Below are 20,036 nucleotides of genomic sequence, written 5' to 3' on the forward strand. Positions count from 1 at the left end.
TTCGGGTCAGTAGAAGCAGGTGGAGCAAGTCCGTACCATTTTTGCTCAGATATCTGAATATCGATAAGCTGGTTTTCTTCTGATGACTTTCTGATATTTGATTAATACTGGTTCATTGCTGCATAATAATACCATGGAATATTTGTGACTGCTTCCATCTGTTTAAACATGTTAATTTTTTGTTCTTCCTCATCCACATTTTCTTCAGCATATGCTATAGTAGTAAGAAGAAAATAACTAGAGACAACGATTAAAAAAACGCGTTTAATCAAAAAATTTCCTCCTTATGGAATTATTTTATTTATGTAATTAGTTTAAGTAGTAATCAATATTTCATTCTAGCAACATTTTCTATTTAAGGTAATAGCAGTGCGGAATAGAACAGGAGAGTGTCACGGAATATGGTGGAAATCCAGGGAAAAACTTATCAGGTTATAAAAGAATTTCGCGAAGGGTTTGACGAAAAAGCTTTTAAAGAACGATACAGTGAAGTGCTAAGTAAATATGATTTCATTTTAGGTGATTGGGGATATGAACAATTACGATTGAAGGGTTTTTATGATGATCAGAACCCGAAAGCAACATTTGATACAAAAATCAGTACATGTGAAGATTATTTGTATGAATATTGTAACTTTGGCTGCCGTTATTTTGTAGTGAAACAAATTAACAAGTAAGCAAATAGGTGAGATAAATGAATCAGATTGCTAAGCATCCTGACGAGTTTCGCTATTGATCAGCGGAGATCAAATAATCCACTGATCGATGCCAGACTTTATCCCACCTATTTTATTTTCAAATTATTATTAAGTTTGACAGAATTAATTTGTTTATGTTAACAATGGTTTAACATATGCTCTGAAGTCTTCTGCTTCCATTTCATTATATTGAAATGCATGCTCGACATAATTAGCTTTATCAATTGTATTTAGTTGAATTCTGGAGTATTTATTTTTATTTAAATCAATAACAATATGATCTGGATTAAATGCAGGGGAAGAAATTATCGCAAGATCGAAACGAGTTGTTTTTCCTTTGAAACTGACGAGGCGTGTTTGATTCGTTTCGGTTTCATTTTTTATATAGGTAAGTTCCATATGCTTCACTCCTTTTCTTTTATTATATCCTAGCAAATTGAAGTTATGGAGTAAAGTATATCCATTATAGCTGTTATGAAGGAGAGGTAATTATGTATTTTGTTGATATGAACAGCTTAATTCATAAATTGAATTTTTTCGACAATAAGTTAAAATTGTATCACCAAGTAAAAATGGATACAGAAGTAGATAAATTAGGCCTGGAACGGTTGACTCATGTGTTAATTGAATCCTTTCTGGATATTGGCAATATGATGATCGACGGTTTTGTAATGCGTGATCCAGGAAGTTATGCTGATATTATTACCATTTTAGTTGACGAAAATGTGCTCAAGAAGGAAGATGAAGAAGCATATCAGGCATTAATAAACATAAGAAAAGATTTAGTTTCCAATTACGAAAATGTTGATCACCAATCGATTCAGCACATTCTCGATAAATATTTTCAAGTGTTTGAGCAGTTTAGTAAGGATATAAAAAGCTACCTAGCAACCGAAATGGGAGTTGCCAATACTTTCACGGAATAGTTGTGATGTTATTCACAATAAAAGTTTGGAAAGTATGGTTTAATAAATTTATACAGTAAGTTAAGGGAGCGGATTAGATGCAACAACAAGTCATTACAGATAAATTTGGCCGAGTATTACAGGATTTGCGTATTTCGGTGACAGATCGTTGTAATTTTCGCTGCCGGTATTGTATGCCAAGGGAAATTTTCGGCAAAGATTTCGCCTTTTTACCGAAAGATCATTTATTATCATTTGAAGAGATCGAAAGACTCGCATCAGCCTTTTTGCAGCTTGGTGTAAAGAAAATTCGTTTAACAGGTGGAGAGCCGCTGTTACGAAAAGATATTGTGACATTAGTGGGGAAATTAGCAAAGTTAGAAGGCTTAGAAGACATTGGTCTTACTACAAATGGTGTGTTATTAGGGAAAATGGCAGCAAAACTTAAAGAAGCAGGTCTGAAACGTGTGAATATAAGTCTAGACGCTATTGATGATAAGACGTTTATGGCAATTAATGATAGTCATGTTCCAACAAACACTGTAATTAAAAGTATTCAGCAGGCAAAAGAAGCAGGGTTAATTGTCAAGGTGAATATGGTGGTAAAAAAAGGGATGAATGACCATGAAGTATTACCAATGGCAAAGTTTTTTAAAGAGTTAGGTGTCACGTTACGATTTATCGAATTTATGGATGTAGGACAGACGAATGGATGGGATTTCCAGCATGTTGTGACAAAGAAAGAATTATATGAAATGATCAGCAAAGAACATGACCTGGAACCTGTAGAGCCGGCTTATTTCGGAGAGGTAGCGAAACGCTACAGATACAAAGGAACAGATACGGAAGTCGGTTTTATTACCTCTGTTTCAGAGTCTTTCTGTTCATCTTGTACAAGAGCCAGAGTTGCTGCTGATGGTCATTTTTATACATGCTTATTTGCAGGTACCGGCTTTAACCTGAAAGATATTATGCGTGCAGGTATCAGCGATGAAGAACTAAAGAATACGATTGTTAGCCGCTGGGAGAAAAGAGAAGACCGTTATTCAGATGAAAGGACAGAAGAAACAGCCAAAAACCGCAAAAAAATCGAGATGTCCTATATTGGCGGCTAATTATTGAAGTGGGGTATACAAACAATGACTGTAATGGATCGCTATCATCGCCAGACACTATTTCAACCAATCGGTCAAAACGGCCAGGAAAAATTATCACAAAAACATGTCCTTATCGTTGGTTGTGGAGCATTAGGTTCCTCAATAGCAGAAATGTTAGCAAGAGCAGGTATAGGAAAGCTGACACTAGTAGATCGCGATTATGTTGATATAACCAATTTACAAAGACAGCATCTTTTTACAGAGGATGATGTTTCCAACCAAATGCCAAAAGCGATTGCAGTTAAAAAAGCTCTGGAAAAAATTAATCATCATGTTGTCACAGAGGCAAATGTAGCTGATGCAACTGCTGAGAATTTACCGCAGTTTATCAAGGGTGCAGACATTATCATGGATGCAACAGACAATTTTGATATCCGATTTATTCTTAATGATATTTGCCAGAAAGTTAATATTCCATGGATATTTGGTGCATGTGTAGGAAGCTCCGGCATGTCCTATACGATTATACCGAAAGAAACGCCATGCCTTGATTGTTTGTTAAAAGTAACCCCGATGTTTGGTGCTACTTGTGATTCCGTTGGTGTAATCGGTCCAGCTGTCCAAATGGTTGTTTCCCATCAAGTGACAGAGGCAATGAAATTATTAGTTGGGGCAGATGAACAATTACGTTCGAAACTAGTTTTATTCGATCTTTGGCATAATCAGTTTCAAATGATCGATGTCACAAAGGCGAAAAGCGATACGTGCACTAGTTGCAGTGAGCATGCGAGCTATCCGTATTTACAATATGAAAACCAGCAAAAAACGGAAGTGTTGTGCGGCAGAGATACTGTTCAGATCCGTGGCAAACGATATGATTTTTCTTTATTGGCAAAGAAACTGGAGGAGTTCGGTGTTGTAACAGAGAATCCTTTTTTAGTTTCTGTTAAAACGGAAAATGTTAGACTCGTTTTCTTTAAAGATGGCAGAACTTTTGTACATGGAACGAATTCGATTGAACACGCCAAAAAAGTTTACTATCAAATGGTCGGGTAAAGGATGGATTCTATAATGGAAATACGAAACCCAATAACAGTAGAAGAAGCAGCAAAAAGGGTGATGGCCTGCCGGAAGTACGGTGAGGTCGAATATGTTGATATTACAGCAGCTAACGGCAGAGTGTTAGCTCAAGATATAATTGCTGACCATGATGTCCCTTCATTTGATCGCTCACCATATGATGGTTTTGCAGTAAGATCGATTGATACAAAGACAGCGGCTGCTGACAATTCCATTCTGCTGAATGTAGTTGGCCACATTGGAGCAGGGAGTGTCTTTAAGCAAGAGTTGAAAGAAAAAGATGCGGTCAGAATTATGACAGGTGCTGCTATTCCAAGAGGTGCTGACACAGTTATTATGCTGGAAGATACCGAGCAGGCCGGAGATAATCAAATATACATTAAAAGGGAAATGAAACATCATCAGAATATTTCCTTCCAGGGAGAAGATGTAGAAAAAGGCAGTGTGATTGTTTCTAAAGGAAAACTGATTAATCCTGGGGTGGTTGCGTTATTGGCAACATTCGGATATAAACAAGTACCTGTCAGTAAAAAGCCTGTCATTGGTGTTATTGCAACAGGCAGTGAGCTGCTCGAGGTGGATCAGGCTCTGGAAGAAGGGAAAATAAGGAACAGTAATGCTTATATGATAATGGCACAAATAGAGCGGTCAGGTGCAACTGCAAAATATTACGGCCAATTTAGTGACAAGTTAGATATCTGTATTCAACAAATGCAAGTGGCTATGTCGGAAGTAGATTTTCTAATTACAACAGGCGGAGTTTCTGTTGGTGATTTTGATCTATTGCCTGAAATCTATGATTATTTTCAAGCAGAAGTGCTCTTTAATAAAATTAAAATGCGGCCAGGCAGTGTGACAACAGTTGCTCAGTTAAATAATCAACTATTATATGGACTTTCTGGTAATCCTTCTGCTTGTTATGTAGGTTTTGAACTATATGTGAAACCAATTATTGATGCCTTTCTTGATAGAGATCAGATAGGTCTTAAAACAGTTAAGGCAACATTAACAGAAGATTTTCCTAAATCTAACCCTTTTGACAGGTTTATTCGTGGCCATTATGTTATCAAAAATAGCCAAGTAACCGTTGCGCCTTCTGGTAAAGACAAATCTAATATGGTTCATTCTCTAGCAGAGGCAAATTGCTTTATCCGTCTGCGCGGGGGAACTGCTGCATACAGTAAGGGAGAAGTTGTGGATATTTACTTACTGGAAAATCATAGCTGAGGGAGCATAAATCATGACAGATAAATTGTTTGAAATTGTGGAGGAACCAATTTTACTAGAAGATATGATAAAGAAAGTAAAACGAAGAGAAGCAGGGGCGATTACAACATTTATCGGAACTGTTAGAGAATTCACCAAAGGAAAGCGAACAGTTTTCCTGCAATATCAAGCATATAAGCCAATGGCAGAGAAAATGCTCGCCCAAATCGGCAAAGAGATTGAGGAGAAATGGCAGGATACTTGTGTTGCAATAACCCACAGGGTTGGAAGATTAGAAATAACAGAGGCCGCTGTAGTAATTGCCGTTTCTTCTCCTCATCGAAAGGCGGCGTATGAAGCGAATGAGTATGCCATTGAGAGGATAAAACAAATAGTCCCAATCTGGAAAAAAGAAAAATGGGAAGATGGCGATGAATGGATCGGGGATCAGTTAGAGCGAATTGAATATCCAACAGGCCAGCCTAATATAAAGGAATGAGAGTATGATAAACATATTATTATTTGCCCAGATGCAAGAAGAGGTCGGTAAAGAAAAAATTGCAGTAGAGATGGAAAAAACCACAGTAAAAGAATTAAAAGAATATCTTCAAATGCATTACAAGCTGACACAGCTAAACGAGTCAATGGTTGCTGTTAATGAGGCATATGCATTAGAAAATGATGAAGTTAAAACAGGAGACACTGTAGCCATAATCCCCCCTGTTAGTGGAGGGTGAGATAGGATAGGGACAGATTATCTGTCCATAACTCGTCAGACATCTTACCAGAAGTATTCATTAGAATTGATACAATATTATCAAGCTAAAAATTGCAGAGAGTGTGTGTACATTGTATGTTATTCAGATAGTCGGTTATAAAAACAGTGGCAAAACAACCGTTGTCACTGAGTTGGTTAGAAGATTACAAGGGGATGGATATAATGTCGCTACATTAAAACATCATGGACATGGCGGCGAACCAGACTATGCAGCGAATACAGATACAGCTAAACATTGGATGGCTGGCGCAGCTGCAACTACGGTATTTGGCGAAAAAACATTGCAATTGCAAATCGAAAATCAGAATATAACTGTGGAGAGAATTTTAAGTCTATACGAAGAACTTAAGATTGATATAACAATTATGGAAGGGTTTAAGCAGTTAAATTTCGGCAAAATTGTTTTAATCCGTAATCAAGACGATATTCATTTACTAAAAGATTTAACCAATATAAAAATGGTTTATTCGCAGGATCTTCGCATAGATGAAACGAATAAACCATTGTATAGAAAGAAAGAAAATTTATTGGATGATGTGCAAAAACAATTCATAACATTCGGCAATCTTCATTAATCAATATTGCATACTTCAATTGGACAACCTTCACAGCCAATTTCATCACGCAGAAATTGTAGATCTTTCACAATAATATGACCGGTTTTATTTACATGAATAATATCTAACTTACGCAATTCACTTAACATGCGATTAACACTCTCTCTGGTAGCTGCACAAAAGTTGGCTAATTGCTGGTTGGTTAGAGACATTTCGATAAGTATTCCTTCATTTGTCTCTATCCCATAACTATTGGTAAGACGAATTAAAGTACTATAGAGTGCACCTTTCTTGCCATTTAATAATAAATCCCGTATTTTAGACTGAAAAATACGCATATGATTGCTAACCCAGCGCATGAATTCAAATGTCAGAGCACCATCATTAATTAATGCTTTTTCTAACCTGTCGCGATTGATGACAAGCACCTCTCCAGATGTCATCACTCGGGCACTTAATAAATATTTTGCATCATCACTAAATAATGTCAGTTCACCGATTAAATCATTTGTTTTGCAGATTCTTAAGGTTAGTTCTTTCCCATCTGCAGTTAATTTCTCAATTTGAATAATGCCTGATTTCAATATATATATTTCTTTTGCATCCATTCCTTCCTGGAATAAAAAAGTATCTTTGTGCGTTCTTTTTGTATGACTGATAGATTCTAATAATCTTCTTAATTCATGGGAGATTGAGTTATTATGCTGACGATGTTGGTGGATTTTTTTAGCGGTTTGCATGGTTGAACCCTCCGATAAAATGAGCCTGTAATGGCCCATTGATAAATGTATTACCATACGCATACTAACGTAAATGGAAAAATACAACTTTTCTTATATAAACATCATAACATACAATGTGAAAAATTGAGCGAGAGAAATATACAGATTTGTTACATAATCGTGAATTTTTTGTGAAGGGAGGGAAGATAAAAATGAAAATAACTGGTGTTATATTAGCGGGTGGTGAGTCGAGGCGTTTTGGAAAACCGAAAGCTTTTGCTAAATATAGAGGGAAAGAATTTTATCTTCACAGCATTGAGGCGATGGGGCATATTACCAGCAAAGTTTCTATCATTGCAAAAAAAGAGCATTTCCCTTTTTATTCAAACGACTTCCATGTTTTGGAGGATGTCAAAACATTTCGGGGATTAGGGCCTTTAGCAGGATTATATACGATTATGGATTATGAAGATTCCGAATGGTATATGACGTTACCTGTGGACACCCCTCGAGTGAATGAAGCTGTCCTGAAAACTTTGCTTCCCTGTCAGAATGAAGCTGTTCAAGCATATGTTCCGATTGTTAACGATCGAATACAGCCATTGGTTGCCATCTATCATCATTCAGCAAAACAAACTATTTATGATCTGCTGGTAAATGGGAAAAGGTCCATGAGAGATTTATTAAATAACATTCATGTAAAATATATTCCTTATGATAAAACGGAAGAAAGGTATTTCCAAAATATTAATACTCAAGCAGAGTTTTTAAATCTACCATTGGAGTGAATCAGCATATGTCGAAAATCAATCGAATAATGTGGACGATCGGAGGTTTGCTCAGCCTTGTCACTGGTGTTATCGGAGTTATTATTCCCATTCTGCCTACAACACCTTTAATTATTCTAGCAGCCTTTTGTTTTGGAAAGTCATCACCTGCCTTACATTATTGGCTTGTGACTAATCGTTATTTTGGTCATTATATAACTGATTACCAGAAAGGGCGGGGGGTGCCAATTAGAATTAAGGTTTTTGCAGTTATCATAGTATGGATCAGTGTTTTATTTACCTTAATTATTATTCCACTGCTGTTTGTCAAAATATTCATGCTATTTATTGCACTTTCGGTAACGATCTTTATCTTCACGTCTCCTTTATTAAAAGCAAAAACCCCTGAAAAGTAGGGGTTTTAAGGATTATTCTTCGTCACTGCCTTCCTTATTTGCTGTACTGTGGGCCAGTCTTGAGGAGGCTGCTGCAGCAATAGCCCCAACAATATCATCAAGAAATGTGTGGCAATCACCTTCTGATTTGTCATTTAATTTTTCTAATATTCCTGGTTTAACCTTGTCAATATATCCGTAGTTTGTAAATCCGATAGAACCATAAACATTAACGATTGATAAGGCAATAACTTCATCAATTCCATATAAACTTTCATCAGTTGCAATGATTTCCTGTAAAGGCGATGATAATTTCTTTTGTTCAGCAAGTACATCTAATTCAATACCTGTTAAAATTGCGTTCTGTACTTCTCTTTTCATGAGAACACGGTCAACATTTTCATAACATGTTTCCATTGTTAAATTTTCCTGATATTTGTTTTGAAGGTAATACACTAAATCTGCGATATCCTCAATTTCCACACCGCGATCTTTCAGTGATTGTCTAGCTTTTAACTCTAATTCTGACTTTGCCATTCTCTCACATCCTATACACTTCATTTTTATTAGTTTTTCTACATATATTATTATACCAGATAAAACAGATCATACCTTTAAGGAGGAATTATGTATGCACCCTATATTTCTGCATTACCCGATAAATACGCCAGGTAAACAAGTGAGTGGCCACCCATTTCCTGCCTATACGGACGACAAATTATATTATTTTGTTATTCCTGTATCCATAACGGAAGAAAATGCATGGGAAGAATATATGATTGCGAAGCATTTTCAAGAAAAAGGGATGCAGCATGTCGTATGTCCGTTAATAAATTTACATAATCAGTTTATTACCTCATTGGGAAAAGAGAAATATCTTCTTTGTTATGCTGATTCTTTATCAGATCCAATGAAGACTCATGGTGATTATTTGTCTCAATTTCACCAAATCGGCTATCAATTCCCTTATCAGCCTGAAATGACAAATAATTACGGGAAGTGGAAAGAGTTATGGATGAAAAAGATAGAGCAATATGAGGCCTTATTTCGTTCTTATTATCAGCAAAGACCCGCTCCAGCATTTATAAGGCCGCTTGCCGATATATTTCCGTATATTATCGGACTTTCGGAAAACGCCCTGCAGTATATCAATATGGTGGAAAAAGAACAAAACTATCATCAGTATGACCAGCCTGTTTTTGCTTTTGGCAGGTTACACAAACAATTGGATGAACAGTTTGTCTGGATTCATGATTTGATTTACGATCATCCAGTTAGAGATTTAGCAGAATATATCCGGTTATTTTTATTAGAGAAAAATGGTCTCAATGATGAAACGTTAAGCCAATTTTTAAATGACTATACATCGAGATGTCCTTTATCACCATTCGGCTGGAAGCTGTTATACGCCAGACTAATCTTTCCCATTCATATATATGATAAGATAGATCAATGTGTGAGAGAAGATAACGGTGAACAGCTCCTTTACGATCTGATTGAATTACAATGTGAATATGAGAAGAATTTAAGCAGCTTTTTTTCCTATATAGGGATTGAACAAAGTGATAAAAATGGTATACAATTAGATTGGTTAGTAAACTAGCTATTTTGGGATGCATCATCCATTCTAAAGGGGGATGCATTTTTCTTTATTTTGGGCATTTGGTTCTTGATTAACTGAAAAGAGACATGTATAATGTCCACTATACACATACAAATGTATTCGTAAAACATACAAATGGGGAGGACAATCTCATGAGTCAGGTGAATGTTGGTTTATGTGGTCTAGGTACTGTCGGCACTGGTGTCGTGAAAATTCTTAAAGACCACGCAGAAGAAATAAAGTACAAAGTTGGAAGTGAAATTAATATAGAAAAAATCCTTGTTAATGATCTTCATAAAAAGCGTGATATTGTGATCGAGCAAGACTGGTTAACAACAAATCCTGATGACTTAATAAATAATCCGGAAATTGACATTATTATAGAAGTTATGGGCGGTATTGAAGATACAAATGTATTATTGGAACAGGCAATCCGCAATAAAAAACATATCGTTACAGCGAATAAAGATTTAATGGCTGTTCATGGACAAAAGTTACTTCGTCTTGCAAAAGAAAATAAATGTGATATTTTCTATGACGCAAGTGTAGCTGGCGGTATTCCGATCATCCGTTCATTAACAGAAGGATTGGCATCAGATAAAATTCAGAAAATTATGGGTATTGTGAATGGAACAACTAACTATATCTTAACAAAGATGACAGATGAAGACTTAGCATTTGATCCTGTTTTAAAAGAAGCACAGGACCTTGGTTTTGCAGAAGCTGATCCGACTTCAGATGTTGATGGACTAGATGCTGCAAGAAAGATGACCTTGCTTGCTAATCTGGCATTTAAAATGGAAATAGGATTAGATGACGTAGAAGTTTCCGGAATTCGAACAATTTCGCAAGAAGATATTACTTTTGCTACAAGTTTAGGGTATACTATTAAGTTGATAGGGATTGCATCTATCCATAATGGAAAAGTAGAAGTTAGTGTTGAACCGACATTATTACCGAAAGACCATCCGCTCGCATTAGTGAAAAATGAATTTAATGCAGTTTATGTCTATGGTGAGGCTGTTGGAGAAACAATGTTCTATGGTCCCGGAGCCGGCAGTTTGCCTACCGCAACAGCAGTTGTCTCTGATCTTATGGAAGTTGTGAAAAATGTGAGACTTGGAATTACTGGTAATGAATATATTACACCACAGTATGAAAAACAATTAAAACAAAATGATGAAAAATATATGCAGTATTTTATCCGTATGGAAGTAGACGATGCTGCCGGTACATTCCAGAAGATCACGAATGTCTTTACGGACGAGAATATAAGTTTCGCAAAAATCCTGCAATTACCTTCAGAAAAAGAAAAAATGGCTGAAATTGTGATGGTAACTCATAAAATTAGCAAACAGCAGTTATTGAATAGTCGGGAAAATTTAAAAGGTTTAGATGTAGTAAATCGTATTATCAGTTACTATCGTGTGGATGGGGAGGATTAATTAATGGCTTGGCAAGGATTATTACAAGAATACAAACAATATCTACCAATTGAAGAAAATACACCAATGATTAGTTTACATGAAGGAAATACACCTCTAATCAAATTAGAGAAATTATCAGAAAAGTATGGCATTAATGCGTATGCAAAATATGAAGGATTAAACCCTACAGGTTCTTTTAAAGACCGCGGAATGGTAATGGCAATGGCAAAGGCCGTAGAAGATGGTGCAAAGGCTGTGATTTGTGCATCTACAGGAAATACATCTGCTTCAGCTGCGGCGTTTGCTGCACGTGCTGGTTTACGTTGTATTGTCGTTATTCCTGAGGGGAAAATCGCACAAGGAAAATTAGCACAGGCAGTTATGTACGGTGCAGAGATATACTCTATTCAAGGAAACTTTGATGATGCATTGAAAATTGTGCGTAAATTAGCGGAAACTGGTGAAGTGGCACTAGTTAACTCTGTTAACCCGTATCGGATCGAAGGACAAAAAACAGCAGCATTTGAGGTAGTTGATGCTTTAGGCAAAGCTCCGGAATACTTATTCATTCCAGTTGGTAATGCTGGTAATATTACGGCATACTGGAAAGGTTTCAAAGAATACAACGAAAGCAAGCAATCTGGTTTGCCAAAAATGATGGGCTTTGAAGCGAGCGGTGCTGCTGCCATTGTTCATGACCGTGTATTTGAAAATCCTGAAACAGTAGGTACTGCGATTAGAATTGGTAACCCGGCAAGCTGGCAAGGTGCTGTTAGTGCACGTGATGAGTCTAACGGGGAAATTGATGAAATTACGGATGAAGAAATGATTGCAGCATACAAGTGGGTAGCACAGAATGAAGGAGTTTTTGCAGAACCTGCATCATGTGCTTCTATTGCCGGATTATTGAAAAAGTTAGAAGAAGGCAAAGTAGAAAAAGGTTCTACTGTTGTTACAGTCCTCACAGGTAATGGTTTAAAAGATCCAAATACAGCGATTGATTACAGTGAAGTAAAACCAACTGTTCTTCCAAATGAAGAAGATGTTGTAATGAATGCAATTTTAGGCAGTGTTAAGGCATGAGCTGGCTGATCAAAGTACCTTCAAGTACGTCTAATTTAGGTGCTGGATTTGATTCGATTGGTTTAGCATTAAACCTGTATTTAGAATTAAAAATAACAAGAGCAGATGAGTGGGAATTTATTCCTGCCTCTGCTTGCCTTGAAGGTATACCAAAAGGGAAAGATAATTTAGTTTACGAAATCGCTGAGAAAGTAGCTAAACAGTATAGCATGGATAAGGAACTTCCTTCATGTTCTGTTGAAATGAAAAGTGAGATTCCACTTGCAAGAGGGTTAGGCAGCAGTGCGACAGCGATTATTGCAGGGATTGAACTAGCTAATGTTTTATTGGATCTTAAATTAAGTAAAGATGAGAAACTGCAAATTGCTACAGATATTGAGGGACACCCTGACAATGTAGCTCCGTCTCTGCTTGGTGGCTGTGTTGTCGGACATTATGATGGAAAAGTCAGCTATACACAGATCCCGGTAAAAGGTGTTACATTTATTGCGGTAATCCCTGATTTTGAATTAAAAACGAAAGATGCCCGTGCAGTTCTCCCAAAAGAATTCAGCTATAAAGAAAGTGTACAGGCAAGCAGTGTGGCAAATGTTAGTGTTGCTGCAATCTGCTCTGGAAACTGGAAGCTTCTTGGTGAAATGATGGAAAAAGATTATTTTCATCAACCATACCGAAAATCATTGATTCCACATTATGATGAATTATATGATTATCTGAGTCAGGAAGCATATGGTGTTTTCTTGAGTGGTGCGGGGCCGACAATGATTGCTGTTGTCGATGATAAGAATGTCTTTAATGCTGTAAAGCAATGGCGAAAGGATTATCCAAATTATCAATGGCTTTCACTGCAAGTCGAAAACACTGGTGTTTATGTTGAAACAGAAAAAGAAGTGATCCAACAGGATTAAATGAAAAAAAGAGAAACGACGGAGGTCGTTTCTCTTTTTTAACACATTAGGAAGGTTTAAAATTTCTGCAAAGATGTTTTGATCGACGTAGTAGAAATTTTGAAGTTCCAAGTATAAGAAAAACTAACTCATTCGCTAAAAGAGGAGCGAATGCGAGTTTTTCTAACATAACATGATTTAGAATACTTGTTCAATTTCTCTTACTCCAGGGACTTCTGCCATTAATGCACGTTCGATCCCTGCTTTTAAAGTAATAGTGGAACTTGGACAGTTACCGCAAGCTCCCATCAGTCTTAATCTTACAATGCCATCATCTACTTCTACTAATTCGACATCACCGCCATCACGTAACAGGAATGGACGCAATTTATTTAACACTTCTTGCACTTGTTCTATTTGTTGTTCCATATAGATAATTCTCCTTTCAAGTCTTCCGTCTATTATAAAGGCATCATGTTAAAAATACTATGCAATAAATCACAATTTCGATAAACAATCTTCATAATTATTTTATCTTGAATAAGATGATTTGTAAATAAAAGAGTTTTAGCAATGAATCTGGCAGTTCAGTATATTTACAAATATAAATATGTGTTAAACTAGGCTTGATAGACGTTTCGTTGATAAAGGTGTGGTAGAATAGTGATAAGAGTGAATATCGCCTTTTGTGTAAAGAATTTAGCAAAAGGCAGTGAAAAAGTCAGACAGGAATTACTGAAAGATCCTGATTTTAATGTAGCAGAATATGGTTGTACAAGTTTCTGCGGAATTTGCAGAAATTACTATGTAGCTATAGTTAACGGGAAGCCAGTAAAAGCTGATTCTCCAGAGGAATTATTAGATAATATATATGATTATGCTGATACAATATTTGATGAAATGTAGGGAGTAATGGCAATGAAGATACCTTTTACTAAAATGCACGGCTTAGGAAACAGTTACATTTTTATTAACATATTTGATTATCCAATGGAAGAGGAATATTTACATGACTTAGCAATTGCTGTGGCAAATAAAGATACGGGAATTGGTTCAGATGGCTTGATTTTAATTCATCCGACAGATCATGCTGATGTTGGGATGCGAATATTTAACAATGATGGTTCGGAAGGAAAGAACTGTGGGAATGGATTAAGATGTGTAGCGAAATATGCTTATGAACATAACCTGGTAGATGATGTAAAATTTACAATTGAGACAAAGGCTGGGAATGTAATTGCGGAAGTACACGGCAATCGTTCAAGGGTAGAGGAAGTAACGGTAAACATGGGTAAACCGATCTTGCAGCGTGAAAAAATACCGATGCTCGGTGAATCATCACAGCAAGTAGTTGCTGAAGAGTTTCCAGTTGAAAATGCTGTGCTATCTGTAACAACAGTGTCGATGGGAAATCCTCATGCCGTTTTCTTCGTTGATCACATTGAGGAAGCTCCTTTAACTACGCTAGGTCCAGTGATTGAAAAGGATCGGCGTTTTCCTGAAGGTGTAAATGTGGAATTTATTGAAAAAATAAATGATAATGAACTGCATTTTAGAGTATGGGAAAGAGGATCAGGCGTCACGCAAGCTTGCGGCACAGGGGCATGCGCCTCGGTTGTTGCAGCAATATTAAATGGGAAATTAGAGAGAAACAAAGAAATTACAGTACATTTAGCTGGCGGTGACTTGTATATTATCTGGGACAACGAGGATATTGTTTGGATGAGAGGAAAAGCAGAGACTACCATTTCAGGAGATTTTTATTGGGTGCGTTAAGATTGAACTTTCAGCAGATCATTTGTATACTGAAAAGTACACGATAAATAAATTCTGAATAGAAAAAGGAGTTTTTTCTATGATATTAAATATTACGGATAATGCAAAATATCAAATACAAGAAATGATGAAGGATGAAGATGCAGAAACAGTGCGTTTACGTTTTGGTGTCAAAGGGGGCGGCTGCAGCGGTCTCTCCTATTCACTGGGATTTGATTATGACGTTAATCAGGAATTGGATCATACAGAGTTATCGAATGACATTCCTCTTACAATCAAAAAGTTTGATATTGATGTTATTAAAGGAACAACCATTGATTTCAAACAAAATATGATGGGTGGCGGATTCACCATCGACAATCCAAATGCAGTTGTTTCATGTGGCTGCGGGTCATCATTCAAAGCAAAAGAAAGAGAAGGAACACCGGAAAGTTGTTAATAATGCGAACTAGTGGCTAATTTGGCCACTAGTTTTTTTGTGCATGATTTTTAGTGAATTTACTATTTACAAACCAATAAGAATTAAGGTAAACTTGTAAAGTTATTTATTTACCTGGGTAAATAAAATCGAGGGAGGTGGCGGTTGTGGATAAGGGGCAGTTGTTACATTTGTTTAATCAAAAACAAAGGCTGCTAATGAAAGAGTTAAATGACTGTTTAAAGTCATTTGATTTGTATTCCTCACAATGGACCATTTTATATACATTGCATCAAAAGGGGAAAATGACACAAACAGAAGTTTGGCAATATTTAAAAGTGGAAGCACCAACTACAACCAGGACATTAGTAAGAATGGAAAAGAGCGGCTGGATTACGAGGAAGACAGGAAAAGATAAACGAGAAAGAGTAGTGGATTTAACAGAAACTGCAAAAAAGAAATTTCCGCAAATATTAGCTGCGATAAAAGTAGCTGAAAGTAGTTTTTTATCAAATCTATCTGAGGAGGAACTTCATACATTAGAAAAGCTCCTGGGAAAACTTACAATAGAAAGAGATGAAGCATAGTGTCAAGACAGAAAATATGGACGAAAAACTTTATAAGTATTGGACTAGTTAATTTATTTGTATTTACAACATTTTATTCTTTATTAACTACATTACCACTTTATGTGATAGATGAATGGGGGATCTCAGAAGCACAAGCAGGATTGGTTGTTACCATCATGTTAGTTTCGGCAATTTTAGTTCGCCCTTTTTCGGGCAATATTTTATTGAAATTTGGGAAAAGTAATATGTTAGTATTGGGAGTTCTATTATTTGCCCTGACTTCCATTGGTTATTTCTTTGTTTTCAGTTTTACCACATTATTGATGCTACGGTTTATACATGGTATCTCTTTTGCGATCCTGACAACTGCAGCTTCTGCGATTGCTACAGATATTGTCCCAATGGAAAGAAGAGGAGAGGGTCTGGGATATTTCACTATGTCGATGAATATTGCCGTAGTAATTGGTCCATTTATTGGATTAACATTAATTCAGTCATTCTCTTATCAGGTATTACTGGTTATACTGAACATTTTCACATGTATTAGTGTGTTTCTGGCATTTATTGCGAAAAAGAATGGCTCAACGAAGCTTAAAGAGGAAAAAATAATAATAAACTGGTCGATTCGGGAATTGTTCGAGAAGCAGGCGCTTTCGATCTCTGTGATTGGTTTACTCAGTGCATTTGCCTATTCCAGTATTGTCTCCTTTATATCCGTCTATGCAGAGGGAAGAGGATTAAGCAATGTTTCCAGCTATTTCTTTTTAGTATTTGCTGTAGCAATGTTGTTGTCAAGACCATATTTGGGTAAGCAATTTGATTTGCATGGACCGAAGCGAGTGGTTATTCCATGCATGATAATGTTTTCAGCTGGATTTATTGGATTAGGTTTTACTAGTTCCGCTGTTATGTTTTTAATTTCTGCTGCGATTATTGGTGTTGGATATGGATCGCTTCTGCCATTTTTATTATCTATAATTATTGAAAGATCGCCATCTAACAGAAGCGGACATGCCAATGCTACATTTTATACAATGTTTGATACAGGAATCGCAATTGGATCCTTCTTGTTAGGAATTATCGTAACATATACTGGGTTTGCTAATTTATTTTTTATTTTGGCAGGGTTTGTAATTATCATTTTAATTACTTTTTTAAAATTAATAAGAATGAAAAAAGATGTTGAGACAAATAGATAGTTGTTATTCTAAAACCAGATATGTTACTCACTAATGTACTAATACGGATAATGGTAGATTACCGCTGGGGAAAAGTGGATTTTCAGCTCGTGCTGTTCCCAATGGAGTTTCGCATTTTCCCCGGCTTTTAAGGGTCTTCTATACTAATAAGCGGAACGAATATAATCCTGTAAAGACAGCATCACTTGAGGTAAGTTTTAGGCACGATCATTTATTCCGTTGAAAGTCTCTCTTCCCAAGTAGTATTCTGGTATTAAGTAGAGTATGATAGATGCTGTTATCAGCAAATAATCCGGAGAATTTATTTCTCCGGATTAAAGCATGGACAAATTTGTTTGTCACGTTCTCATTTTTTAAAACATACTTGTTGAGTGTTTTGGCTGTATTCTTGCTTTTGGATCCATATAGGCTTTTGAATTGTTTACTGCTGTAGGGCCTTCACCAAATCCTGCTGCGATAAGATTTACTTTACCTGGATATGTACATATATCACCAGCAGCATAGATACCAGGAATATTTGTCTCCATTTTTGAGTTCACAACAATACTGTTCTTATCAATTTCCAATCCCCAATTCTTAATAGGACCTAATGAAGAGATAAACCCATAGTTTACTAAAACATGATCAACATCAAGAGTAATTTCTTTATCACCTTTTACTTCTTTTAGAACAACTTGGTCTATTTTTTGCCCGCCAATAATCTCTTGCGGTACATATGGAGTTAAAATATTTACATTGGAATTCATCAATGTTTCCACACTGCTCTCATGTGCTCTGAATTCGTCACGGCGGTGAACTAAGCTGACTTCTTTCGCAATCGGTTCTAACATTAAGGCCCAATCTACGGCAGAGTCTCCTCCACCAAATAGCACAACTCTTTGATCGCGGAATTTCTCCATATTATCAACAAAATAATGAAGATTGCTCTGCTCAAATTCTTCAGCGTTTGGCAGTGCTAATTTTCTAGGCTGGAATGCACCATTTCCACCAGTTATGATGATGACTTTCGTATAGTGTACTTCTTCATTTGTTGTGATACGAAATGTCTCATCCTCTAATTTTTCAACAGTATCGACAGATTGATTTAAGACAATTTCCGGATTGAATAAATCTGTCTGTTCTTTTAGATTATCGACAAGTTCCTGAGCGCGGACCTTTGGAAAGCCTGCTACATCATAAATGTATTTCTCAGGATATAAAGCACTAAGCTGCCCGCCGATTTGAGGCAAACTCTCAATTATTTTAACGGACGATTGTCTCAATCCTCCATAAAAAGCAGTGAATAGACCTACTGGCCCAGCCCCCACGATTGTTATATCATAAACTTGATCTGACACAATAGATTCCTCCTATTAGTAACATCAATGGCTATTATTTTAACATAATTTTATTATAATTGAATAGAAAGAATACTTCTAACTCCCTTTTTAGATCATAAATCAAAAGAAATAAGGAAAAATGTTCATTCAAGGGTTGAAAAATGTCGGAAAAAAGACTAACATATATTATGGACTAATTAGTATATTTGTATGAATATGTGATCGTACGTGAAAAATATCACGTATTCGAAAAACAAAAATCTTAAATGGATGTGAGAAAGATGAATCAACCTAAAATTGTTGTGTTGGGGGCAGGTTATGGTGGTTTAACTACTGTAGCTAAGCTTCAAAAGAAATTGGGTGTTAATGATGCACATATTACATTAGTAAATAAGCATGATTATCATTATGAATCAACATGGTTACATGAAGTTGCTGCAGGTACACTTCATCATGACCGCGGCAGAATGAAGATTAGTGACATTATTAATTCAGCTAAAGTTAATTTTGTACAAGATACTGTTACTTCTATTAAGCCAGATGAGAAAAAAGTAGAAATGGCAAACGGTGTATTAGAATACGATTATTTAGTTGTTGCATTAGGATTTGAAGCAGCAACATTCGGTATACCGGGATTATTGGAGCATGCATTTACCATTGGAAGCATAAATCAATCAAGACTGATTCGTCAGCATATTGAGTACCAGTTTGCTAAATACAATAATGAGCCTGAACCAAAACAAGAACGTCTAAATATCATTGTTGGCGGTGGTGGTTTTACAGGAATTGAGTTTCTTGGTGAACTTGCCAACCGTGTTCCGGAACTTTGTAAAGAATATGATATTGATCGCAGCAAAGTTCGCTTAATTAATGTTGAGGGAATGGACTCTATTTTGCCAGGATTTGATCCAGAACTAATTGAGTATGCGATGAATTCATTAGAAGCACGCGGCGTTGAATTTAAACTTGGTGCATTTTTAAAAGAATGCCGTCCTGATGGAATTACAATCGAGCAAAATGGTGTAAGAGAAGATATTCCAGCACTAACTACAGTATGGGCTGCAGGTGTACGTGCCAACCATTTAGTTGAAGAATCCAGTTTAGAAGACAATCGTGGAAAAGTACAAGTTGATGCCAATCTTCGTGCACCATCACATCCAGATGTGTTTGTTGTTGGGGATTGTGCTTTAATCTGGAATAAAGAAATTGATCGTCCATATCCGCCGACAGCACAAATTGCAATGCAGGAAGCAGAAATTTGTGCACACAATTTAATCGCTCTAGTTAAAGGCGGAGAATTGGAAGAGTTCGAATTTATTAACCGTGGTACAGTATGTTCCTTAGGTGAAAAAGATGCAATGGGCTCGATCTTCAGCGGTAAGAAATTATTCGGCTGGTCAGCATCTGTCATGAAGAAAGTGATCGACAATCGTGCACTATTTAAAATCGGCGGTGTTGGTCTCGTTCTTAAAAAAGGGAAGTTTAATATTTTTGGTTAACAGTAAGGCAGAGGAAAAACCCCTCTGCTTTTTCCATATCTAAATGTGGTT

The 20,036-nt window shown here is 36.4% G+C and carries 26 protein-coding genes; 20 read left to right on the forward strand and 6 right to left on the reverse strand.

Annotated elements, in window-relative coordinates:
• Positions 1–101: 101 nt before the first annotated feature.
• Positions 102–272 (reverse strand): hypothetical protein, encoded by a 171-nt coding sequence (locus tag F9U64_RS23520; RefSeq protein ID WP_323125850.1) that lies wholly within the window; start codon positions 270–272, stop codon positions 102–104.
• Between the two features lie 129 nt (positions 273–401).
• On the opposite strand from F9U64_RS23520, the gene F9U64_RS13005 reads away from it, so the two are divergent.
• Positions 402–677 carry a YutD family protein gene (locus tag F9U64_RS13005; protein WP_153404190.1) on the forward strand — a complete coding sequence of 92 codons (276 nt, stop codon included), beginning with the start codon at positions 402–404 and terminating at the stop codon, positions 675–677.
• A 153-nt stretch (positions 678–830) separates the two neighbouring features.
• Here F9U64_RS13005 and F9U64_RS13010 read toward each other — a convergent pair whose 3' ends face one another.
• On the reverse strand, positions 831–1,097 hold the full coding sequence (locus F9U64_RS13010) for an SAV0927 family protein (protein ID WP_228275708.1): 267 nt from the start codon (positions 1,095–1,097) through the stop codon (positions 831–833).
• Positions 1,098–1,189: 92 nt separating this feature from the next.
• Here F9U64_RS13010 and F9U64_RS13015 point away from each other — a divergent pair, with 92 nt between their 5' ends.
• The 7 genes from F9U64_RS13015 (at position 1,190) to mobB (ending at position 6,339) form a co-directional block, all read left to right on the forward strand.
• Positions 1,190–1,624: a DUF86 domain-containing protein gene (locus F9U64_RS13015; RefSeq protein WP_153404195.1), complete on the forward strand. Its 435-nt coding sequence runs from the start codon at positions 1,190–1,192 to the stop codon at positions 1,622–1,624.
• A 77-nt stretch (positions 1,625–1,701) separates the two neighbouring features.
• Positions 1,702–2,718: a GTP 3',8-cyclase MoaA gene (gene moaA / locus F9U64_RS13020; RefSeq protein WP_153404198.1), complete on the forward strand. Its 1,017-nt coding sequence runs from the start codon at positions 1,702–1,704 to the stop codon at positions 2,716–2,718.
• A 24-nt stretch (positions 2,719–2,742) separates the two neighbouring features.
• Positions 2,743–3,756, forward strand: a complete 1,014-nt coding sequence (locus F9U64_RS13025; protein ID WP_153404201.1) for a ThiF family adenylyltransferase — start codon at positions 2,743–2,745, stop codon at positions 3,754–3,756.
• 15 nt (positions 3,757–3,771) lie between these two features.
• Positions 3,772–5,007, forward strand: coding sequence for a molybdopterin molybdotransferase MoeA (locus F9U64_RS13030; protein WP_323125851.1), 1,236 nt, complete (start codon positions 3,772–3,774; stop codon positions 5,005–5,007).
• Positions 5,008–5,020: 13 nt separating this feature from the next.
• Positions 5,021–5,485 (forward strand): molybdenum cofactor biosynthesis protein MoaE, encoded by a 465-nt coding sequence (locus F9U64_RS13035; RefSeq protein WP_153404203.1) that lies wholly within the window; start codon positions 5,021–5,023, stop codon positions 5,483–5,485.
• A gap of 4 nt (positions 5,486–5,489) precedes the next feature.
• Positions 5,490–5,723 carry a molybdopterin converting factor subunit 1 gene (moaD, locus tag F9U64_RS13040; protein ID WP_153404206.1) on the forward strand — a complete coding sequence of 78 codons (234 nt, stop codon included), beginning with the start codon at positions 5,490–5,492 and terminating at the stop codon, positions 5,721–5,723.
• Positions 5,724–5,835: 112 nt separating this feature from the next.
• Positions 5,836–6,339, forward strand: a complete 504-nt coding sequence (gene mobB / locus F9U64_RS13045; protein ID WP_194287366.1) for a molybdopterin-guanine dinucleotide biosynthesis protein B — start codon at positions 5,836–5,838, stop codon at positions 6,337–6,339.
• On the opposite strand, the gene F9U64_RS13050 is transcribed toward mobB, so the two are convergent.
• Positions 6,336–7,061 carry a Crp/Fnr family transcriptional regulator gene (locus F9U64_RS13050; protein WP_153404212.1) on the reverse strand — a complete coding sequence of 242 codons (726 nt, stop codon included), beginning with the start codon at positions 7,059–7,061 and terminating at the stop codon, positions 6,336–6,338. The genes mobB and F9U64_RS13050 overlap by 4 nt on opposite strands.
• Positions 7,062–7,255: 194 nt before the next feature.
• Between F9U64_RS13050 and F9U64_RS13055 the strand changes: the two genes are divergently transcribed.
• A complete protein-coding gene (locus F9U64_RS13055) occupies positions 7,256–7,831 on the forward strand; it encodes a molybdenum cofactor guanylyltransferase (protein WP_153404215.1) in 576 nt (191 codons plus the stop codon).
• An 8-nt stretch (positions 7,832–7,839) separates the two neighbouring features.
• The gene (locus tag F9U64_RS13060) at positions 7,840–8,226 is read left to right on the forward strand and encodes a YbaN family protein (RefSeq protein WP_153404217.1); all 387 of its coding nucleotides are present in this window, start codon (positions 7,840–7,842) and stop codon (positions 8,224–8,226) included.
• Between the two features lie 12 nt (positions 8,227–8,238).
• Here the strand turns inward: F9U64_RS13060 and F9U64_RS13065 are convergent, their stop codons facing one another.
• Complete coding sequence (locus F9U64_RS13065; RefSeq protein ID WP_153404220.1) at positions 8,239–8,742, reverse strand: phosphatidylglycerophosphatase A family protein; 504 nt, start codon at positions 8,740–8,742, stop codon at positions 8,239–8,241.
• A 94-nt stretch (positions 8,743–8,836) separates the two neighbouring features.
• Between F9U64_RS13065 and F9U64_RS13070 the strand changes: the two genes are divergently transcribed.
• The 4 genes from F9U64_RS13070 to thrB all read left to right on the forward strand — a co-directional run bounded on the left by F9U64_RS13070 (position 8,837) and on the right by thrB (position 13,226).
• A complete protein-coding gene (locus F9U64_RS13070; protein WP_153404223.1) occupies positions 8,837–9,808 on the forward strand; it encodes a protein kinase family protein in 972 nt (323 codons plus the stop codon).
• Positions 9,809–9,960: 152 nt separating this feature from the next.
• Entirely contained in the window at positions 9,961–11,253 is a 1,293-nt protein-coding gene (locus F9U64_RS13075; RefSeq protein WP_153404225.1) for a homoserine dehydrogenase, read from the forward strand.
• 3 nt (positions 11,254–11,256) lie between these two features.
• Entirely contained in the window at positions 11,257–12,318 is a 1,062-nt protein-coding gene (gene thrC / locus F9U64_RS13080) for a threonine synthase (protein WP_153404227.1), read from the forward strand.
• Positions 12,315–13,226 (forward strand): homoserine kinase, encoded by a 912-nt coding sequence (gene thrB / locus F9U64_RS13085; protein ID WP_153404230.1) that lies wholly within the window; start codon positions 12,315–12,317, stop codon positions 13,224–13,226. The genes thrC and thrB overlap by 4 nt, the downstream gene beginning before the upstream one ends.
• Positions 13,227–13,403: 177 nt before the next feature.
• On the opposite strand, the gene F9U64_RS13090 is transcribed toward thrB, so the two are convergent.
• Positions 13,404–13,634: a NifU family protein gene (locus F9U64_RS13090; RefSeq protein WP_153404233.1), complete on the reverse strand. Its 231-nt coding sequence runs from the start codon at positions 13,632–13,634 to the stop codon at positions 13,404–13,406.
• Positions 13,635–13,868: 234 nt separating this feature from the next.
• Between F9U64_RS13090 and F9U64_RS13095 the strand changes: the two genes are divergently transcribed.
• From F9U64_RS13095 to F9U64_RS13115, 5 genes are all read left to right on the forward strand, one after another.
• On the forward strand, positions 13,869–14,111 hold the full coding sequence (locus F9U64_RS13095) for a DUF1450 domain-containing protein (RefSeq protein ID WP_194287367.1): 243 nt from the start codon (positions 13,869–13,871) through the stop codon (positions 14,109–14,111).
• 12 nt (positions 14,112–14,123) lie between these two features.
• Positions 14,124–14,981 carry a diaminopimelate epimerase gene (gene dapF, locus F9U64_RS13100; RefSeq protein ID WP_153404239.1) on the forward strand — a complete coding sequence of 286 codons (858 nt, stop codon included), beginning with the start codon at positions 14,124–14,126 and terminating at the stop codon, positions 14,979–14,981.
• 79 nt (positions 14,982–15,060) lie between these two features.
• A complete protein-coding gene (locus F9U64_RS13105; protein WP_153404242.1) occupies positions 15,061–15,420 on the forward strand; it encodes a HesB/IscA family protein in 360 nt (119 codons plus the stop codon).
• Between the two features lie 146 nt (positions 15,421–15,566).
• Positions 15,567–15,986 (forward strand): MarR family winged helix-turn-helix transcriptional regulator, encoded by a 420-nt coding sequence (locus tag F9U64_RS13110; protein WP_228275709.1) that lies wholly within the window; start codon positions 15,567–15,569, stop codon positions 15,984–15,986.
• Entirely contained in the window at positions 15,986–17,167 is a 1,182-nt protein-coding gene (locus F9U64_RS13115; RefSeq protein ID WP_153404245.1) for an MFS transporter, read from the forward strand. The genes F9U64_RS13110 and F9U64_RS13115 overlap by 1 nt, the downstream gene beginning before the upstream one ends.
• A 353-nt stretch (positions 17,168–17,520) precedes the next feature.
• Here the strand turns inward: F9U64_RS13115 and F9U64_RS13120 are convergent, their stop codons facing one another.
• Positions 17,521–18,504: an NAD(P)/FAD-dependent oxidoreductase gene (locus tag F9U64_RS13120; RefSeq protein ID WP_153404248.1), complete on the reverse strand. Its 984-nt coding sequence runs from the start codon at positions 18,502–18,504 to the stop codon at positions 17,521–17,523.
• A 263-nt stretch (positions 18,505–18,767) separates the two neighbouring features.
• Here F9U64_RS13120 and F9U64_RS13125 point away from each other — a divergent pair, with 263 nt between their 5' ends.
• A complete protein-coding gene (locus tag F9U64_RS13125; RefSeq protein ID WP_153404251.1) occupies positions 18,768–19,985 on the forward strand; it encodes an NAD(P)/FAD-dependent oxidoreductase in 1,218 nt (405 codons plus the stop codon).
• Positions 19,986–20,036: the final 51 nt, after the last annotated feature.

Origin of the sequence: Gracilibacillus oryzae, assembly GCF_009498735.1 — a bacterium.
GTDB lineage: Bacteria > Bacillota > Bacilli > Bacillales > Amphibacillaceae > Gracilibacillus > Gracilibacillus oryzae.

Coding starts and splice junctions, on each gene's coding strand:
- F9U64_RS13005 (WP_153404190.1), top strand. CDS start 402: ATGGTGGAAATCCAGGGAAAAACTTATCAGGTTATAAAAGAATTTCGC.
- F9U64_RS13010 (WP_228275708.1), bottom strand. CDS start 1,097: ATGGAACTTACCTATATAAAAAATGAAACCGAAACGAATCAAACACGC.
- F9U64_RS13015 (WP_153404195.1), top strand. CDS start 1,190: ATGTATTTTGTTGATATGAACAGCTTAATTCATAAATTGAATTTTTTC.
- moaA (WP_153404198.1), top strand. CDS start 1,702: ATGCAACAACAAGTCATTACAGATAAATTTGGCCGAGTATTACAGGAT.
- F9U64_RS13025 (WP_153404201.1), top strand. CDS start 2,743: ATGACTGTAATGGATCGCTATCATCGCCAGACACTATTTCAACCAATC.
- F9U64_RS13030 (WP_323125851.1), top strand. CDS start 3,772: ATGGAAATACGAAACCCAATAACAGTAGAAGAAGCAGCAAAAAGGGTG.
- F9U64_RS13035 (WP_153404203.1), top strand. CDS start 5,021: ATGACAGATAAATTGTTTGAAATTGTGGAGGAACCAATTTTACTAGAA.
- moaD (WP_153404206.1), top strand. CDS start 5,490: ATGATAAACATATTATTATTTGCCCAGATGCAAGAAGAGGTCGGTAAA.
- F9U64_RS13050 (WP_153404212.1), bottom strand. CDS start 7,061: ATGCAAACCGCTAAAAAAATCCACCAACATCGTCAGCATAATAACTCA.
- F9U64_RS13055 (WP_153404215.1), top strand. CDS start 7,256: ATGAAAATAACTGGTGTTATATTAGCGGGTGGTGAGTCGAGGCGTTTT.
- F9U64_RS13060 (WP_153404217.1), top strand. CDS start 7,840: ATGTCGAAAATCAATCGAATAATGTGGACGATCGGAGGTTTGCTCAGC.
- F9U64_RS13065 (WP_153404220.1), bottom strand. CDS start 8,742: ATGGCAAAGTCAGAATTAGAGTTAAAAGCTAGACAATCACTGAAAGAT.
- F9U64_RS13070 (WP_153404223.1), top strand. CDS start 8,837: ATGCACCCTATATTTCTGCATTACCCGATAAATACGCCAGGTAAACAA.
- F9U64_RS13075 (WP_153404225.1), top strand. CDS start 9,961: ATGAGTCAGGTGAATGTTGGTTTATGTGGTCTAGGTACTGTCGGCACT.
- thrC (WP_153404227.1), top strand. CDS start 11,257: ATGGCTTGGCAAGGATTATTACAAGAATACAAACAATATCTACCAATT.
- thrB (WP_153404230.1), top strand. CDS start 12,315: ATGAGCTGGCTGATCAAAGTACCTTCAAGTACGTCTAATTTAGGTGCT.
- F9U64_RS13090 (WP_153404233.1), bottom strand. CDS start 13,634: ATGGAACAACAAATAGAACAAGTGCAAGAAGTGTTAAATAAATTGCGT.
- dapF (WP_153404239.1), top strand. CDS start 14,124: ATGAAGATACCTTTTACTAAAATGCACGGCTTAGGAAACAGTTACATT.
- F9U64_RS13105 (WP_153404242.1), top strand. CDS start 15,061: ATGATATTAAATATTACGGATAATGCAAAATATCAAATACAAGAAATG.
- F9U64_RS13125 (WP_153404251.1), top strand. CDS start 18,768: ATGAATCAACCTAAAATTGTTGTGTTGGGGGCAGGTTATGGTGGTTTA.